Source organism: Nocardia implantans, assembly GCF_035544775.1.
GTDB classification, from domain to species: domain Bacteria; phylum Actinomycetota; class Actinomycetes; order Mycobacteriales; family Mycobacteriaceae; genus Nocardia; species Nocardia implantans.
Genome location: NZ_JAYKYQ010000001.1, coordinates 340281 through 357463 on the forward strand (window position 1 = coordinate 340281; position 17183 = coordinate 357463).

19 protein-coding genes are annotated in these 17183 nt (G+C 68.3%); 11 read left to right on the forward strand and 8 right to left on the reverse strand.

From position 1 onward, the window contains the following. On the forward strand, window positions 1-1173 hold the full coding sequence (locus U3653_RS01620; RefSeq protein WP_195081008.1) for a thiolase family protein: 1173 nt from the start codon (window positions 1-3) through the stop codon (window positions 1171-1173). Window positions 1174-1272: 99 nt separating this feature from the next. Here U3653_RS01620 and U3653_RS01625 read toward each other — a convergent pair whose 3' ends face one another. Together U3653_RS01625 and U3653_RS01630 are read right to left on the reverse strand one after the other, a co-directional pair. Then, a complete protein-coding gene (locus U3653_RS01625) occupies window positions 1273-1611 on the reverse strand; it encodes a hypothetical protein (RefSeq protein ID WP_195081009.1) in 339 nt (112 codons plus the stop codon). A gap of 36 nt (window positions 1612-1647) precedes the next feature. Then, window positions 1648-2046 (reverse strand): hypothetical protein, encoded by a 399-nt coding sequence (locus U3653_RS01630; protein ID WP_195081010.1) that lies wholly within the window; start codon window positions 2044-2046, stop codon window positions 1648-1650. A gap of 106 nt (window positions 2047-2152) precedes the next feature. Between U3653_RS01630 and U3653_RS01635 the strand changes: the two genes are divergently transcribed. Beyond that, window positions 2153-3127 carry an o-succinylbenzoate synthase gene (locus U3653_RS01635; RefSeq protein ID WP_195081011.1) on the forward strand — a complete coding sequence of 325 codons (975 nt, stop codon included), beginning with the start codon at window positions 2153-2155 and terminating at the stop codon, window positions 3125-3127. Window positions 3128-3241: 114 nt separating this feature from the next. On the opposite strand, the gene U3653_RS01640 is transcribed toward U3653_RS01635, so the two are convergent. Both U3653_RS01640 and U3653_RS01645 read right to left on the reverse strand, forming a co-directional pair. Further along, window positions 3242-3754 carry a TIGR04338 family metallohydrolase gene (locus U3653_RS01640; protein ID WP_195081012.1) on the reverse strand — a complete coding sequence of 171 codons (513 nt, stop codon included), beginning with the start codon at window positions 3752-3754 and terminating at the stop codon, window positions 3242-3244. Between the two features lie 112 nt (window positions 3755-3866). Beyond that, on the reverse strand, window positions 3867-4712 hold the full coding sequence (locus tag U3653_RS01645; RefSeq protein ID WP_195081013.1) for a DUF2786 domain-containing protein: 846 nt from the start codon (window positions 4710-4712) through the stop codon (window positions 3867-3869). 122 nt (window positions 4713-4834) lie between these two features. Here U3653_RS01645 and U3653_RS01650 point away from each other — a divergent pair, with 122 nt between their 5' ends. The 8 genes from U3653_RS01650 (at window position 4835) to U3653_RS33220 (ending at window position 12728) form a co-directional block, all read left to right on the forward strand. Next, the gene (locus U3653_RS01650) at window positions 4835-6136 is read left to right on the forward strand and encodes an ABC transporter substrate-binding protein (protein WP_195081014.1); all 1302 of its coding nucleotides are present in this window, start codon (window positions 4835-4837) and stop codon (window positions 6134-6136) included. Between the two features lie 44 nt (window positions 6137-6180). Further along, complete coding sequence (locus U3653_RS01655) at window positions 6181-7206, forward strand: carbohydrate ABC transporter permease (protein ID WP_195081015.1); 1026 nt, start codon at window positions 6181-6183, stop codon at window positions 7204-7206. Then, on the forward strand, window positions 7206-8099 hold the full coding sequence (locus U3653_RS01660) for a carbohydrate ABC transporter permease (RefSeq protein ID WP_323124623.1): 894 nt from the start codon (window positions 7206-7208) through the stop codon (window positions 8097-8099). The genes U3653_RS01655 and U3653_RS01660 overlap by 1 nt, the downstream gene beginning before the upstream one ends. 516 nt (window positions 8100-8615) lie before the next feature. Next, entirely contained in the window at window positions 8616-10871 is a 2256-nt protein-coding gene (locus tag U3653_RS01665; RefSeq protein ID WP_195081016.1) for a transglycosylase domain-containing protein, read from the forward strand. A 251-nt stretch (window positions 10872-11122) separates the two neighbouring features. Then, window positions 11123-11581 carry a GyrI-like domain-containing protein gene (locus U3653_RS01670; protein WP_067796079.1) on the forward strand — a complete coding sequence of 153 codons (459 nt, stop codon included), beginning with the start codon at window positions 11123-11125 and terminating at the stop codon, window positions 11579-11581. A gap of 10 nt (window positions 11582-11591) precedes the next feature. Next, complete coding sequence (locus U3653_RS01675) at window positions 11592-12017, forward strand: GyrI-like domain-containing protein (protein WP_067796076.1); 426 nt, start codon at window positions 11592-11594, stop codon at window positions 12015-12017. A 43-nt stretch (window positions 12018-12060) separates the two neighbouring features. Next, a complete protein-coding gene (locus U3653_RS01680) occupies window positions 12061-12318 on the forward strand; it encodes a type II toxin-antitoxin system Phd/YefM family antitoxin (protein ID WP_195081017.1) in 258 nt (85 codons plus the stop codon). Further along, window positions 12315-12728, forward strand: coding sequence for a type II toxin-antitoxin system RelE family toxin (locus U3653_RS33220; RefSeq protein ID WP_195081018.1), 414 nt, complete (start codon window positions 12315-12317; stop codon window positions 12726-12728). The genes U3653_RS01680 and U3653_RS33220 overlap by 4 nt, the downstream gene beginning before the upstream one ends. On the opposite strand, the gene U3653_RS01685 is transcribed toward U3653_RS33220, so the two are convergent. The 4 genes from U3653_RS01685 to U3653_RS01700 all read right to left on the reverse strand — a co-directional run bounded on the left by U3653_RS01685 (window position 12644) and on the right by U3653_RS01700 (window position 16312). After that, a complete protein-coding gene (locus tag U3653_RS01685; RefSeq protein WP_195081019.1) occupies window positions 12644-13744 on the reverse strand; it encodes an inositol-3-phosphate synthase in 1101 nt (366 codons plus the stop codon). The genes U3653_RS33220 and U3653_RS01685 overlap by 85 nt on opposite strands. Then, window positions 13737-14294: a PadR family transcriptional regulator gene (locus U3653_RS01690; protein ID WP_195081020.1), complete on the reverse strand. Its 558-nt coding sequence runs from the start codon at window positions 14292-14294 to the stop codon at window positions 13737-13739. The genes U3653_RS01685 and U3653_RS01690 overlap by 8 nt, the downstream gene beginning before the upstream one ends. Window positions 14295-14406: 112 nt before the next feature. After that, window positions 14407-15201, reverse strand: coding sequence for a DUF1707 SHOCT-like domain-containing protein (locus U3653_RS01695; protein WP_195081021.1), 795 nt, complete (start codon window positions 15199-15201; stop codon window positions 14407-14409). A 4-nt stretch (window positions 15202-15205) separates the two neighbouring features. Next, window positions 15206-16312, reverse strand: coding sequence for a DUF1707 SHOCT-like domain-containing protein (locus U3653_RS01700; protein ID WP_323124624.1), 1107 nt, complete (start codon window positions 16310-16312; stop codon window positions 15206-15208). A gap of 112 nt (window positions 16313-16424) precedes the next feature. Here U3653_RS01700 and U3653_RS01705 point away from each other — a divergent pair, with 112 nt between their 5' ends. Further along, complete coding sequence (locus U3653_RS01705) at window positions 16425-16844, forward strand: DUF5318 domain-containing protein (protein ID WP_063016743.1); 420 nt, start codon at window positions 16425-16427, stop codon at window positions 16842-16844. Window positions 16845-17183: the final 339 nt, after the last annotated feature.

Below are 17183 nucleotides of genomic sequence, written 5' to 3' on the forward strand. Positions count from 1 at the left end.
ATGAGAGACGCGGTGATCCTCGAAGCGGTACGCACGCCGATCGGCAAAGGGAAGCCGAACGGCGCGCTGCACGACGTCAATGCGGTTGATCTGCTGGCCCACAGCCTGCGGGAGGTGGTGAACCGCAGCGGCATCGACCCCGCCCTGATCGATGACGTGATCGGCGGCGTCGTCACCCAGTTCGGCGAGCAGGGCGCGAACATGACGCGGCGGGCCGCGCTGGCCGCCGGGTATCCCGAATCGGTCCCGGCCACCACCGTCGACCGGCAGTGCGGCAGCAGCCAGCAGGCGATCCACTTCGCCGCGCAAGGCGTGATCGCGGGCGCCTACGACATCGTGGTCGCCGCGGGCGTGGAGTCGATGGGCCGGCTTCCCATGGGCGCCAACTTGGTCGGTTCGGACGACATCTCCGGTGTCGGCTTTGCCGAGCGGTACCCGGAAGGACTCGTCCCGCAGGGCATCAGCGCGGAGCTGATCGCGGCGAAGTGGGGACTCACCCGCACCCAGCTCGACGAATTCGCGCTCGGCAGCCACGAGAAGGCCGCGCTCGCCACCAAGAACGGCCTGTTCGCGCGGGAACTCGCGCCGATCAACGGACTCGCCACCGACGAGGGCATCCGGGTCGGCAGCACGCTGGAGACGCTGGCCGCCCTGCGCCCGGCCTACTACGACCCGGCCATGGCCGCCCGCTTCCCGCAGATCGGCTGGGAGATCACCGCGGCGACCGCGAGCCAGGTCAGCGACGGCAGCGCGGCGGTGCTCATCATGACCAGCGAGCGCGCGAAGGAACTCGGGTTGAAGCCGCTGGCCCGGCTGCACAGCTTCGCGGTGGCCGGTGACGACCCGCTGCTGATGCTCACCGCGGTGATCCCGGCGACCAGGAAGGTGTTGCGGCGGGCGGGTTTACAGCTGTCCGACATCGACCTGATCGAGATCAACGAGGCGTTCTCGCCGGTGGTGCTGGCCTGGGCGCACGACACCGGCGCGGATCTGGCGAAGGTCAACGTCAACGGCGGGGCGATCGCGATCGGTCACCCGCTCGGCGCGTCCGGCGCCCGGTTGATGACCACGCTGGTCCACGCCATGCAGGACCGCGGCGCCCGCTACGGCCTGCAAACCATGTGTGAGGCAGGCGGTCTGGCGAACGCGACCATCGTGGAGCGGCTGAGCTGATCCGGTTCACCACCGGCGCTGCGTGTTCGTGACGGTTCGACGCGAGCACGCAGGCCGGTGGCGCGGCCTGTCCCGGACACGCTGTGTCGCAGCGGGCAGCTAGAACGAAACGAGTATCACCGCGATCAGGAAGCCGACCAGCCAGGATTCGAGGATCAGCGGCACCGCGATCAGCGGCGTCCAGGCGATCGGCCTGCGGTCGCGCACTTTTTCCAGAGCGGAGACGACCGCCGCGAGCACCGAAGCCGCGATGCCCGCCCAGGCGATGACTTGCGCCCACCACAGATATCCGGCGCCCCCGCCCTCGGGTCCGTCGCGCAAGAGCACTTCGTAGAGCGGGACGAAAGCGGCCATCACCCAGCCGAATCCGAGGACGACCACCGAACCCGCCGCCACGCGCAGGGCATCGGCCGTTCGCCGCCGCAGGTGCCACGCCATTGCATCAGCATGACTGCTCCACCTGCGCACGGCATCTCAAACGCCGGTGTAGACCTGGGAGGCCAGGGCGAGGCCGCCGGCGAACGACAGCACGATCAGCACCATCGCCAGCACCGGCCAATACCACATGTACCAGCGCTTGACCGCGGCCAGGATGAGCATCCCGGTCACGCCTGCGATCGCGATCGCCGTCCCGCCCCACGACACGGCGAAGGCCCAGCCGAGGTATTCGGTGCGGCAGTTGTCCTGACCGCACGGATCGGCGGCGAAGGCGAAGAAGACGGTGAAATAGGCGGCGGCCAGTCCGAGGACCACCGCGACGCAGTACAGCACGACGGCGAGCACGACGTCCCAGGTCCGCACCGGCCGCTGCCCGGCGGGCGGCCATGACGGCGTGCCGTGCGGCCGAGGCTGCGGAATGCCGGTGTGGATCATGACGCCAACGATCCCGTCTCACACGCCATGCCGGCTCCGGGAAACTACTCGAGTGTGCGTGCGCAATCCCCCGGTCCGCCGTGGCGGCCGCATAAGCTGATCGGCGATGAGCGACTCCGCAGCGCAGAACGTCGTCTACGCCATTCCGATGCGCACCCGCTTCCGTGGCATCACGGTGCGCGAAGGGATGTTGATCCACGGGCCGCTCGGCTGGGGCGAATTCTGCCCGTTCCCCGAGTACGACGACCGGGAGGCCGCCGCGTGGCTGGCCACCGCTCTGGAGCAGGTGACGACCGGCTGGCCCGAGCCGGTGCGCGACCGGATACCGATCAATTGCACGGTGCCCGCCGTCGACCCGCAGCAGGCGCACGCGATCGTGGCCCGATCCGGCTGCCGCACCGCGAAGGTGAAGGTCGCCGACCACCCGGAATCGCTCGCAGAGGATCTGGCCAGGGTGGAGGCGGTGCGTGACGCGCTCGGCAGCAACGGCGCGATCCGGGTCGACGCCAACGCGGTTTGGGACGTCGGCACCGCGGTGCGCCACATTCGGCAGATCGACAAGGCCGCAGGTGGGCTGGAGTACGTGGAACAGCCCTGCCGCACGATCGAGGAACTCGCCGCTGTACGCCGCCGCGTGGACGTGCGCATCGCCGCCGACGAATCCATCCGCCGCGCCGAGGACCCGATGCGCGTCGCGGTCGCCGGTGCCGCCGATATTGCCGTCCTCAAATGCACGCCGCTCGGCGGAGTCCGCCGCGCCCTGCAAGTAGCCGAGGCGGCAGGGCTGCCCTGCGTGGTCTCGTCCGCTCTGGAAACCAGCGTCGGCCTGGCCGCACAGCTGGCGCTGGCGGGCGCGCTCCCCGAACTCGACTTCGCCTGTGGTCTGGGCACTTTGAGCCTGCTCACCGGTGACGTTACCCGCGGCTCGCTCCGGGCGGTCGACGGCTACCTCCCCGTCCTGCGCACCCCGCCCGAGCCGGAACCGGCACTGCTGGAAAGCCATCGCCACCCCGACGCCGACCGCACCGCCTGGTGGGAGGACCGCTTGGCCCGCGTCACCGCTTTGCTCCCGCACACGTAACGGCGCGAGCCCCACTGCTCGGCGTCCGACCTCCCTCGCGAGAGATGGAATCGACGCGCACAGAGCGCGCGACGCCCCGTAACCGGCTGTTCCTGCCCACACGGTCAGCCAGGCTCACCCGATGCGGACGCCGCAGCCGAGCATCGTCGCACGCAAGAGCAACGCCGCCTCGGGGCCGACGACGCCGTCCACGAGCTCCACATAGCGGTCGCAGAACTCCGGGCCGTGCGCGGCCACCGACCCCGCAGCGGGGTCCAGGTGATGCGCCAGTTCGTGCAGGATCACCAGTTCCCGCAGCGCCCAGGCCGTCCCGCCGGTGTGCAGCGGAACCGCGAGGACCGCGTCGGCCGCCTCGTAGTGCGCGGCAGTCGTCCCGGCGCGCGCACGAACGCGCACCGCCACCGCGGCCCGTTCCCAGCGCGCTCGAACCCAATTCAGCGCCAGCACCTTGTCCGTATAACTCTGCACCGATTCCACCGAGGCGAAGCGGCGCTCGATAGGCAGCGTGAGCTGCGAGCCATAGAGTTCGACGGTGCGCACGCCGTGCTCGTCCGCGCGATCGAACACACCGCGTACCAACTGCTCGGCGTCGTAGACCTTGGCGCGCTGGCTGTCGCGCACGGTCATCGAAGCGCGCCCGATCTAGCGGCGGCGCGCATCGACCGGATCGGGATTCCCGCCGGACACGCGCGGGCATGGTCGCTCGATCGTGCCCAGCAGCCCGCGATGTTCACGCTGGTCAACCGCCCTCTGAGGAGGTCAGCTTCCTACGGGGAGCGGGCAGTTCGGGAGAGGTGCCGATCCGGGCCGCCCGGCCCGCGCGATCCCCCGCCGCCCGCGCCGCCGCCGAATGCCCGGCCGACGCCTGCGGCCCGCGCCAGGTCCCGCGCGCCTCCGACGTCTTCGCGTAGAAGTCCGTGAGCTCGATCTCCTTGTTCCGCAGCGCCAGCGCCGTCCCGGCCGCGTCGGCGTCCCCCGGCACCACTTCGGCTTCGACCTCCGCCTTCACCTCCGACAGCCGCCTGCCGATCCGCGCGGCGAAGGCCATCTGGAAATTCAACCGCGCTGTCACACCCGCGACCGGCGCCTGCACCCTGCGCCGGACCTGTCGGCCCCAGCGCTTCTCCACCACGATCTTCTCGACGGTGGCCGATCGGTAAGCGCCCGACTTGATGTACTGGTCGGACGCGCGCACCATCTGCACGAGCAGACTGGCGTAGAGCGCCTCGCAGGTATCGATATCGGAGTCGAACCCGTAGGCGTACACCTGCGTCGAAGTCCGGGCGACGTCGCAGCGCACGTCGTTCGCGGCCGCGATGGCGACGAACAGCTGGACATAGGTGCGCAAACCGCGTTTGCCCGGCTCGCCGATCGGGATGATCCGCTGCACGGGCGTCGGCCTGCGCTCACGTCCGGCGATGTGCGCCCGCGCCACCGCGAGATCGATGGACGACTTCGTGGCCAGCCGCTGAGCCGCGGCGAGAAAGGCTTCGGCCTCGTGTTCGTTGTCGGTCGACTCGGCCTTGCGCAGCAGCCCACCGATGCGCGTGAGCATCCGATCGGGAACCGCGTTCGGCGAAGACATCGCGCCCCAGCCTAGTGGGCGACTTGCGGCCACTGTCCCGCACACCGGATCGACACCATGTATCTTGCCTTGTGCACCGGCAGGGTGTGCTGCCGCTCACGAACGATCCTGGAGTGTTTGCGATGGCTGTGAAGAAGGTGACGTCCCTACGTTCGTCGCTCGTACCGCGGGCCGCGGTGGCCCTCGCCTCGGTCGGGCTGCTGACCGCGACGTTCACCAGCGCCTGCTCCAGCGACAGCGGTGGCAGCCCGATCAGCCAGAACCTCACCGGACGCGGCCCGATCACCTACGTCGAGGGCAAGGACACCACCGAGACCGGCGCGGTCAAGCAGCTGATCGAGCGCTGGAACGCCGCGCACCCGGACGAGCCGGTGACGTTCAAGGAGCAGTCGAACGACGCCTCCCAGCAGTACGACGACCTGGTCGAGCACATGCGCTCCAAGCAGTCCAACTACGACGTGGTCGCCCTGGACGTGCCCTGGACCGCCGAGTTCGCCGCCAAAGGCTGGATCCAGCCGCTGAAGGACTCCTTCGCCATCGACACCAGCGCGCTGCTGTCCCCGCCGGTCGCCAGCGCGACCTACAACAACACGCTCTACGCCGCGCCCCGCAACACCAACGGCGGCCTGCTGTTCTACCGCAAGGACCTGGTGCCCAACCCGCCCAAGACCTGGAACGAGCTGCTGGCCCAGTGCCCGATCGCGCGCCAGCAGAACATCGGTTGCTACGCGGGCCAGTTCGCGCCCTACGAGGGACTGACCGTGAACGCGGCCGAGGTGATCAACGCCTACGGCGGCAGCTTCGTCGGCGCCGACGGCAAGACCCCCACGGTGAACAGCCCGCAGTCACGCGCCGGACTGAAGGTCCTGGTCGACGCCTACAACAACGGCGACATCCCCAAAGAGGCCATCACCTTCAAGGAGCCCGAGTCCAGCAACGCCTTCGCGCAGGGCAAGCTGATGTTCCTGCGCTCGTGGCCGTCCACCTTCGGTGACGTCGGCGGCGAGGCCTCCGCGGTGAAGGACAAGTTCGCGGTCGCCCCGCTGCCTGGCGAGAACGGCGTCGGCGCCTCCACCCTCGGCGGCTACAACGCGGCGATCAGCGCGTTCTCCAAGAACAAGGCCACCGCGCTGGACTTCCTGCGCTTCCTGATCAGCGAGGACGCGCAGCACATCGTCGCGGCGGGCGCGCTGCCGTCGGTGCGCGCGTCCATGTACGACGACCCGGCGCTGATCGCGAAGATGCCGTACCTGCCCGCGCTCAAGGATTCCATCGCCAGCGCGGTGCCCCGTCCGGTGACGCCGTTCTACCCCGCCGTGAGCAAGGCCATCCAGGACAACGCCTATGCTGCCTTGAACGGAACCAAGTCCGTCGACGACGCGATCACCGGTATGCAAAAGGGCATCGAGACCGCGGGATCGTGAGCGGTTGAACGCAACGGACCCGACGAACCCGCAGGAGAGAAACGGTGTCGGATCCTTCGGGAACGGCGACTAGCGTGCCGAAAGACGAATCAGTTCCGGCCAGGCGCGGCCCGGCCGCCAGGCTGGCCCTCGAGCTTCGCCGCTCCGGAAAAGCCTGGGTGTTCGTCACCCCCGTGCTGATCGCCCTCGCGGTCGTCATCGGCTATCCCGTGATCCGGGCGCTGTGGATGTCCTTCCAGAAGGACTCCGGGCTCGACCCGGCGACCGGCATGTTCGTCGAAGGCGGCAACGCCGGATTCGCCAACTACACGCACTGGCTGCTGCAACAGTGCCAGGTCGCGACCGGTGAGACGGTGCCGTGCCCGACCGGCAACCTCGGCTCGCAATTCTGGCTTGCCATCGGGGTCACGCTGTTGTTCACCGTCGTCACCGTCGCGCTGGAAGCCACACTCGGCCTCGGCATGGCCATGGTGATGGGCAAGACCTTCCGCGGCCGGGCGCTGCTGCGCGCCGCCGTGCTGATTCCGTGGGCCATCCCGACCGCCGTCACCGCGCGGCTGTGGGAGTTCATGTTCCAGTACGACGGGGTGGTCAACCGCGTGCTCGGCACGCACATCCTGTGGACCTCCGACCCGTGGCCCGCGCGGATCGCGGTGATCGCGGCCGACGTCTGGAAGACCACGCCGTTCATGGCGCTGCTGCTGCTGGCCGGTCTGCAAGTGATCCCGGCCGACGTGTACGAGGCGGCTCGGGTCGACGGCGCGTCGGCCTGGCAGCGGTTCACCCAGATCACGCTGCCGCTGCTGAAGCCGGCCCTGCTGGTCGCGGTGCTGTTCCGGACCATGGACGCGCTGCGGATGTACGACCTGCCCGCGATCATGACGCTGGGCAACCCGTCCACCCGCACGGTGTCGATCCTGGTGGTCGATCAGGTCCGGCAAGGCCCCAACAGCGCGGCCGCGTTGTCGACGATCACCTTCCTTTTGATCTTCGCCGTGGCGTTCGTGCTGGTGAAGATCCTGGGCGCGAACGCGGTTCGCACCCAGGAAGAACAGCGGGAGGCGCACTGATGTCCGTGCAGACAGCGGAGAAGGCCGTGACCGGGAAGCCCGCCGCGGCGCAGGTGCCGTGGACCAAGCGCCTCGGCTCCGTGCGCCTGTACCTCGGCGCGCTGATCGTGCTGGTCTGGGGCCTGGCGCCGTTCTACTGGATGGCGGTCACCGCGTTCCGCGATCCCGACTACACCTTCGACAACACCCCGTGGCCCACCCACATCACGCTGGAGAACTTCCGCAACGCGTTCGACACCAGCCGCGGCAACGACTTCGGCAAGGCGCTGATCAACAGCATCGTCATCGGCTCCATCACGACCGCGATCGCGTTGGTGATCGGCGTGCTGGCCGCATACGCCCTGGCGCGGCTGACCTTCCACGGCAAGTACGTGGTGTCCGGGCTGATCCTCAGCGCATCGATGTTCCCGGTGGTCGTGCTGGTGACCCCGCTGTTCCAGCTGTTCACCAATCTGGGCTGGATCGGCGAGTACCAGGCGATGATCATTCCGAACATCTCCTTCGTGCTGCCGATGACGGTCTACATCCTCGCGTCCTTCTTCGCCGAACTGCCTTGGGAACTCGAAGAAGCCGCGCGGATCGACGGCGCCACCAAGCTGCAGGCCTTCCGCTTGGTGATGCTGCCCTTGGCCGCTCCCGCCGTCTTCACCACCGCGATTCTCGCGTTCATCGCGGCGGTCAACGAATACCTGCTGGCCCGTTTGCTTTCCAGCGACAAGACCGAACCGGTCACCGTCGCCATCGCCCGCTTCTCCGGCAACAATCCGCTGGTGCAGCCGTACGCGGCGATCATGGCGGCGGGCACCATCGTCACGATCCCGCTGGTCATCATGGTCCTGATCTTCCAGCGCCGGATCATCTCCGGCCTCACCGCGGGCGGCGTGAAGAGCTGAGTTGTTTGGCAGCGCCTGCGGCGCTGCGTGTTCGCGGCCCCTTCATGGCTCGCGTTTGCGCGACCGCCGCTTGCTCCTTCGTCGCGTACGCGGCGGCCGCGCAAACGCGAGCCGGGCCGCGAACGGAACAGGCTCGGTCTCGCTTCGCTCGAAACCCGTAGTCGAGGTGGTGTGGTGACGTTGTCGGGAAGGCTACAGATGGACGGTTTCGCCAGGATTCCGTAGCAAAGTTGGGGTCTCGACGCGTGAAGTCGGACGGCCAGAGGTTGGCCGCACGTCGCGGGCTTCTACGACTGCCCTTGGCACCAGGACGGACACTGCGGTTGTGAGGCGAGCCCGAATGTGCTGACCTTCGATTAGTCACCGGACCTGCACGCGCCTGTTCCCGGACTGCACATGGGGTGTCAACTGCTCGGGAAGTGGAAAGCCGGTGGTGGATGGAGGCGGTAAACTCTGCGTTCGACGCTCTTTTCCGTACGTTCGTGCAGGTGAGTTCGTCCGACGCTCCGGGAGGAGATGATCGTGAGCTCGTTCCGCAGACCGCGTGAACGCAGGCGTGGCGCCAAGGGGGCTCCTCCGACCGCGCCGTATGCCTCGATCGCGGGCTGGCGGGAGCGGCCGAACACGCGGACGCGGCGCGAACGCGAGGCGGCCCGCCGGAAATCGCGACCGCCCGTACCGCGCCCCGCCCAGCCGGATCGTCCCCCACGTAGCCGGGCCGAGCGTATCCGCCGCCTGCTGCTGGCGTTGTTCATCCTCTTCGGCGTGGTGCCCGCGCTGGTGTCCGTGCTGGCGTATTGGAGCGCCGAGATCCCGGATCCGAATGCGGTGCAGACGAACCAGATCGCGACCGTGCTCGCCGCCGACGGCAGCACCGTGCTCGCGAGAATCGTCCCGCCGGACGGGAATCGGACGCCGGTGCCGTTGTCCGATGTGCCGCGCCCGGTGCGCGACGCGGTGCTGTCGGCGGAGGACCGCAATTTCTACACCAACCCCGGCTATTCGACGTCCGGCTTCCTGCGCGCCGCGCGGGACAACCTGCTCGGAAAGGACAACGCGGGCGGCGGCTCCACCATCACCCAGCAGTACGTCAAGAACGCCTTCCTCGGCTCCGAACGCACGGTCACCCGCAAGATGCGCGAGCTGATCATCGCGGCGAAGATGGCGCGGCAGTGGAGCAAAGACGACATCCTCGCCGCCTACCTCAACACCATCTACTACGGCCGCGGGTCGTACGGCATCGGCGCCGCGGCCAAGGTCTACTTCGACAAACAGGTGAATCAGCTGACCCTCGCCGAGGGCGCGGTGCTCGCGGCGCTGATCCGGACGCCATCGATCCTGGACCCGGAAACCCACCTGGCGGACCTGAAGGCGCGCTGGCGGTACGTGCTCGACGGAATGGTCGAGATGGGCGCGCTCGCGCCGGGCGATCGGGACGCGACCGTCTTTCCGCCGATCATCCCGCTCACCCAGATCCCGGACGAGAACGTGGCTCGCGGCCCTGAGGGCCTTATCCGCAACCAGGTGGTGCGCGAGCTGCGTGACTCCGGCATCAGCGAACGCGATTTGAACAAGGGCGCGCTGCAGATCACCACGACCATCGACGCCAAGGCGCAGCAGGCGGTGCTCGGCGCGGTGCGCGACCGGCTCGGCGGGCAGCCGCAGGAACTGCGCGCCGCGGTGGTGTCGATCGACCCGCGCTCCGGCGCGGTGCGCGCGTACTTCGGCGGCTACGACGGCATCGGCTTCGACTTCGCCCAGGCGCCGTTGCAGACCGGCTCGGCGTTCAAGATCTTCGCGGCGATCGCCGCGCAACAGCAGGCCATCCCCCTGACCCGCGTGCTGGACAGTTCCCCGGTGACCGACCGCGGCACCCGCATCACCAACGTGGACGGCGAGTCGTGCGGCAAGTGCACCATTGCCGAGGCGCTCAAACGCTCGCTGAACACCAGCTTCTACCGGCTGACCATGACGATGTCCGACGGCCCTCAGGCCATCGCGGACGCGGCGCACGCGGCGGGCATCCCGGAGGAGCTTCCCGGCGTCGCGGGCAAGACCCTCACCGAGGACGGCGGGAAACCGCTGAACGGGATCGTCCTGGGACAGTATTCGGTTCGCCCGATCGACATGGCCTCGGCCTATGCCACGATCGGCGCTTCGGGCGTCTACCACCAGCCGTATTTCGTCCAGCGCGTGGTGACCGGTGACGGGCGGGTGCTGCTGGATCGCGGCGAGCACAAGGTCGGCGAACAGCCGCCGTCGGGTCAGCAGCGCATCGCCAAGACGATCGCGGAGAACACCGTCGAGGCGATGCTGCCGATCGCGGCCTACTCCAACGGGCACGCGCTGAAGGACAACCGTCCCTCGGCCGCCAAGACCGGTACCACGCAGTTCGGCAGCGACCGGAACAAGGACGCGTGGATGATCGGTTTCACGCCGTCGCTGTCGACGGCGGTGTGGATCGGCACCGATCAGCCCCAACCGATCCGCACCGCGCGCGGAGCCGACATCTACGGCTCGGGCCTGCCCGCCGACATCTGGAAACAGGTCATGGACGACGCACTCGACGGCATGCCCATCGAGCAGTTCCCGGGAACGCAGGCCCCGGGCCGGCCGAATCCGAGCAAGCCGCCCTCCGGCGGTCCCTATGACATCCTGAATCCACCGCAGCCGTCATCGCATCGCGAACCGGTCGTCATCATCCCGCCCAGCCCGCAACCGCCCAGGGAGGTCGAGATTTTCCCGGGCCTGAGCATTCCGGTTCCTGGATAGCGATGATGCTGTGACCTTCCGTGGCCCGGCGGAACGCATGACATGGCAGCATCGTTTGCCAGAGTGAGAGCGAACAGCGAGTGCGTCGGAACGGGCCGACGCCGAAACCGCGAAAACGATGCGGAAGGATATGCGCCCGAGCGACGACAGCGCGGCGCGAGCGAAGGGCCCGGAGGCGGTAGCCTGCGTCACCACGGAGGGCACCGGGACCGACGCCGATTGAGGACAGACGAGACATAGGGGCTACGCCGGTGGATTTCAATGTCGTTGACCAACCCGAGACGCTGGTGGCGGGAACAGTGCTTCGCAGCCCCGCGCTCGCGGTCGAAGGACCGCGCCGCGCGAAAGTCGAAGAGGCGTGGAAGCGCAACCTGGCCCGCAAGCTGCCCGGACCGCCGACCACGGCATATGTCGACCACGCGCCGGAGATCAATTCGTACCTGACCCATATCGTCGGCTACCGCTGCCACAGCTTGGCCGACCTGGAACCCGGAGACGTGCTCGCCCGCGTGCCCGCCGGGCGTTTCGCCCGGTTCATCGCCAGTGGGGACGATCTCGGCGACACCATCGTGAGCATCTGGCGAGCGGTGTGGGACGCGGAGGCCGCGGGGCGGCTCGTACGCGCGTATACCGGCGACTGGGAACACTATCCCGACGCACGGACGGTGGAAGTTTTCGTGGCGGTGGCAGACGATCAGGGCAACGGGTAGGAACAAGACAGTGGACTTCGAGATCGTCACTCTGCCCCAGAGCATGGTCGCGGGCCTGACCGTCCCGCTGGCCGGCCGCGAGGTGACCGCGCGTGACCTCGACCTGGTGAACTTCACCTGGGATCGCTATCTGGCGCGGGAGAAGAACGTGCCGCGCGTGGCGGCCTACATCGGCCAGAACGATCACGCCGTCGCCGTGCTCGGCTACGAGATCGGCGGGATGGACCAGCTGGACCCCGGCGACGTGCTCACCATCATCCCGCAGGGCCGCTACGCCAAGTTCGTCGTCGCCGACAAGCCCTACGACCTGCTACGCACCGCCTGGGCGCAGGTGGCGAAGGCAGAGAACGCGGGAACCATCACCCGCTCCCACACCGCCGAGGTGGAGCGCTACACCGGCCCGGCGTCGGTGGAGGTCTACGTCTCGCTGGACTGACATGACAGCCGATTGTGTACACGTTCGCGTGTACGCTTTCGGTATGTCGGAGATCAGCATTCGGGAGCTTCGTGCCAACTTGGCCGCGCACATCCGCGAAGCGGAAGCCGGTGAGCAGGTGATCATCTTGCGAGACGGTGCGCCCGCCGCGGCCCTGGTACCGCTGTCCATGGTGGAGGCATTCGACGCGGCCGAGGACGAGATCCTGGCCCGCGAAGCAGAGGCGAGGCTGGCGACCGACGAGCCGACCTTCACCATGGCTGAGGTACTCGCCGACCTCTTCGAAGACGACGCGAAGTGAAGTATCGCTTCCGATTCCTGGACTCGGCGCGCCGGGAACTCCGGGCAATCGAGCGACCGGATGCGATGCGGATCCTCACGGCCCTGACGGCGCTGGGCGACGACCCGTACGCTCCGGGTTTGGACGTGAAGAAGTTGTCCGGTCACCACGACCTGTTCCGTCTGCACGTCGGCAGATACCGGGTCGCGTATAGGGTGGACAACGGCGTGCTGGTGATCCTCGTTGTGAAGATCGGCTGGCGCAAAGACGTCTACCGGGGCTGTAGTCGCCGAAGCAGGTCGGCCGAGGGCTTTCGCCGTCGGCCGACCTCTTGCCGGTGCGGTGCCTACTCCGCGCCGATGATGAAGGCTTCCAGCTGGGCGCGCGCGATGTCGTCGGCGAGCTGCTGCGGCGGGGACTTCATCAGGTAGGCCGAGGCCGGGATGACCGGTCCGCCGATGCCGCGGTCCTTGGCGATCTTCGCCGCGCGCACCGCGTCGATGATGATGCCCGCGGAGTTCGGCGAGTCCCACACCTCGAGCTTGTACTCCAGGTTCAGCGGCACGTCGCCGAAGGCGCGACCCTCCAAGCGGACGTAGGCCCACTTGCGGTCGTCGAGCCAGCCCACGTGATCGGACGGGCCGATGTGCACGTCGTTGGCGCCGAGCTCCTTCTTCAGGTTGCTGGTGACGGCCTGGGTCTTGGAGATCTTCTTCGACTCCAGACGCTCGCGCTCGAGCATGTTCTTGAAGTCCATGTTGCCGCCGACGTTGAGCTGCATGGTGCGGTCTAGCTGCACGCCGCGATCCTCGAACAGCTTGGCCATCACGCGGTGGGTGATGGTGGCGCCGACCTGGCTCTTGATGTCGTCACCGACGATCGGGACACCGGCCTTGGTGAACTTCTCCGCCCAGACCGGGTCGGAGGCGATGAATACCGGCAGCGCGTTGACGAACGCCACGCCCGCGTCGATGGCGCACTGCGCGTAGAACTTGTCGGCCTCCTCCGAGCCCACCGGCAGGTAGGACACCAGCACGTCGACCTTGTTGTCCTTCAGCACCTGCACCACGTCGACCGGCTCGGCCTCGGACAGCTCGATGGTCTGCGCGTAGTACTTGCCGATGCCGTCGAGGGTCGGCCCGCGCTGCACGACGACATCGCTCGGCGGCACGTCGGAGATCTTGATCGTGTTGTTCTCGCTGGCGAAGATCGCCTCGGCCAGGTCGAAGCCGACCTTCTTCGCGTCCACGTCGAACGCGGCGACGAACTTGACGTCGCGAACGTGGTACGGACCGAACCGCACGTGCATCAGACCGGGGACGGTCGAGGACTCGTCCGCGTCCTTGTAGTACTGCACGCCCTGGACCAGCGAGGAGGCGCAGTTGCCCACACCCACGATGGCGACGCGAACCTCTGTGGCGTTGTCAGCCTTCTTGACGTCACTCATGGCCGATATTTCCCTCTTTCTGTGGTGCCGCCTTCGTCGATTGCTCCGCCGCAATCAACTCGTTGAGCCAGCGCACTTCGCGCTCGCTTGATTCGAGTCCGAGTTGATGGAGCTGCCGGGTGTAGCGATCCAGCGACCCGCTGGCCCTCTTGATCGCCTCCCGGAGCCCCTCTCGGCGCTCCTCGACCTGACGCCGCCTGCCCTCCAGGATCCGCATCCGCGCTTCCGCGGGAGTGCGGCTGAAGAAAGCCAGATGAACGCCGAAGCCGTCGTCGGTGTAGTTCTGCGGTCCGGTGTCGGCGAGCAGCTCGCTGAACCGCTCCCGCCCGGCCGGAGTCAGCTGGTAGACCCGCCGAGCACGGCGGGTCGCCGCGCCCGCGGGTATCTCCTCGGCGATCAACCCGTCCGCCTGCATGCGGCGCAGCGTCGGGTAGAGCGATCCGTAGGAGAAGGCACGAAACGCCCCGAGCAGGCCGGTCAACCGCTTGCGCAGCTCGTACCCGTGCATGGGCGCTTCCAGGAGCAGCCCGAGGATTGCCAGCTCGAGCACCGGGCTTCACCCCCTGACTGTGTTCAGACCTAACCGATGGATGCGACTTTCCACTATATCGGAGCGATACATCTGTGCACAGTCGTCGGCCTTGTGCGGGCGACGGGCGAGGTCAGGAGGGTAGGAAGACCGCGAGCGGCTCGCCCGCGAAAGTGGCCGTCAGGTATCCGGACGAGCCGCCTTGGCCCTTGACGTAGATCTGCAGTACCGGCCCCAGGTCGACCGGGCCGTTGGAGCCGAAATTCACGATGATGTGGGTGACCGCGCCGTCCGGGGCGCGCATCGTCTGTGGCGCACCGGCCAGCAGGCCGGCGACGGCAGGCACGTCGATCGCGCCGAGGTCGAAGCTGCGCTCCCGTGCTCGGCGATCCGATGTCCGCGAGGCTCGGAAGTCACCGTTGTAGTAATAGTCGGCGGTCTCGGACGCGCTGCCGGGCTTCTGCCGGTCCACGCTGGCATGCCGCGGGTGCAATGTGACCTGGTCGGCGCTCATATCACCGAATTCGGCCCGGTACTCCGCGAGGAAGTAGGCCAGCCCGGCACCGGTGGTCAGGTCCGGAACGTCCTGCGAGAACCCGGGAAGATCGACGCCGCAACGGCTGATCCCCCCGACCATGGCACCCGCCACCAAGGCGACGACGACCACCGACAGCGGAGCCAGCCAGCGGCGCGGACGCCGCCGGTCCACCCGGACCACAGGGGCGTTCGCCAGCTCATCGGGGATCTGCAGGTCACCGATCAACGCGTCGAGCTGGCCGAAGGACTTCGCGCGCATCGCACGGGCGGTCCGCGCGGCGTGTTCGTCGGCGGTCAGCTGGCCGTCGGCCAGCGCGGCATCCAGCAGCCCGCAGACGTCGGCGCGGTCGGTATCGCGGGCACGGATGTCGCTGTATCGGGTCGTCACCATCGCCTCATCCCTTGAACGGCCACACGCGCCGCACCTCGCCCGCCGAGGTCATCACGAAATGGCCGCTCTCTTGGACGGAGTTGCTCACGTGGACCTCGATGACCGGCTGACCGGCGGGAACGCCGTACCCAGCGTACGAACTGCTGTCGTTCACGCTCACCTTGAAATGCGACACGGCGCCGCCTGGAACTCGGGTGGTGGCGGGAGCATCGGCGAGGGCGCGGCCGATCGCCTCGATGTTCAGTGCGCTCAGATCGACCGATGGGGTATCGACCTTGCGCGTGGTGATGTCACGGGACTGCCGGAAACCCCCGCGGTAGTCGTACTCGATCTTCCGGTTCGGCTGACCTGGCACCGCACGGGCGAGCAAGGCGAGGTCGTCGTGCATGGTCAGCTCATCGACCTGGAGATCACCGAATTTCCGCTGGTAGTTGCGCAGAAATGTGGCGATTCCCTCGGTGGTGACCAGACTCGGCGTCGCGACCACCACCGGCTGCACCGCCCCCAGTTCCACCGGAGGGGCTTGCGCCGCGGATCGCGGCTCCGCTTCCCGGGTGACCGCGAGGAATCCGCCACAGGCGGCCAGCACCGCGGCCACGGCGACCGCCGCCCGATACCACCGACGCCGATGCGAACGCGGCGGTCGCGGCGCGGGGGCGACGCCGTGGGGCCGCTGGAGATCCGCGATCAGGTCGTCCAGATCTCCCAGCGTGCGGGCTTCCGCGGCGAGTTCGGTGAGGGCCTCGTGCTCTTCCGCCGACAACTGTCCGTCGGCGCGGGCGGCGTCGAGCAGTTCGCGCGTAGTGGCGCGATCGGCATCGCGCGCTCTGGTGTGACCGGGATAACTTCCGCCGGATCCGGAGCGGCGCAACACTTTTCGCGTGACCGACGGGCGCTGCGCGGCGAACCCGCGCGCGGCGGACGGGGCTTGCAGATCGGCGGTGAGCGCGGCCAGTTCGCCGAGCGTCTTCGCCGCCGCCGCCTGCGCGATCCGGTCGTGGTACTCGTCGGCGCCGAGCTGGCCCTCGGCGTAGGCGGCGTCCAGAAGACCGGACGCGGCGGCGCGGTCGAGATCACGCGCTCGCGTGCGCCCGGATGCTGCGGTGGACACAGACGGATCGTAGTCCGGACAGCGGCGCGACGCGCTGGATCGGCCCGTCCGGGACCGGTCAATCCGCATCAGCCCGGGGCAGCCCGATTCAGACACCGCTACTCTGGTTCTCGTGCGAATTCAGCGGCAAGTTGTCGACTACGCCCTGCGGCGCCGGTCGCTGCTGGCTGACGTCTATGCGGGCCGGGTCGATGTCGCCGAGGTGTGTGATGCGAATCCTTATCTCTTGCGTGCGGCGAAGTTCCATGGCCGGGGGAGCGAGGTCACCTGCCCCATCTGCCGGAAGGAACAGCTGACCCTCGTATCCTGGGTCTTCGGCGACGGCCTCGGGCCGGTCGCCGGATCGGCTCGCACACCCGAGGAGCTTGCGCGACTCGCCGAGACGCGCGAAGAATTCTCGGTTCATGTCGTCGAGGTATGCCGGACCTGCAGCTGGAATCATCTGGTGCAGTCCTATGTCCTCGGTTCCGCGCCGGCACCGCCGCGCCGCCGCACCGGGACACGCGCGAACCGGCGCACCGCCGCCGAATGAAATGCCTGGGTCGTCCCCGGCGGGTGACTCGCGGAGCCGGCATGCGCCCGCCACGGTGACGACTACCGCTGATTGCCACCTGGACCGCTACGAGTTATGGAGATCTTGTCAGTGAATTCGCCCTACGAGCCCTACGGCGATGAGCCACATGGCGGTCGTCCTCCGCAGAGTTCACGTCCAAGTCCCAACCCGTACCAGAATCCCCGTCCCGGCCCGCCCCCCGGCGCCCGTCCCGGCCCGCCGCCCGGTGGCCGCCCCATCCCTGGCGAACCACGCGGCCCCCAGCCGCCGCGCCGTCCTGTTCCCCCGCCGAACGGGCGTCCTCCACAGGGTGGCCGT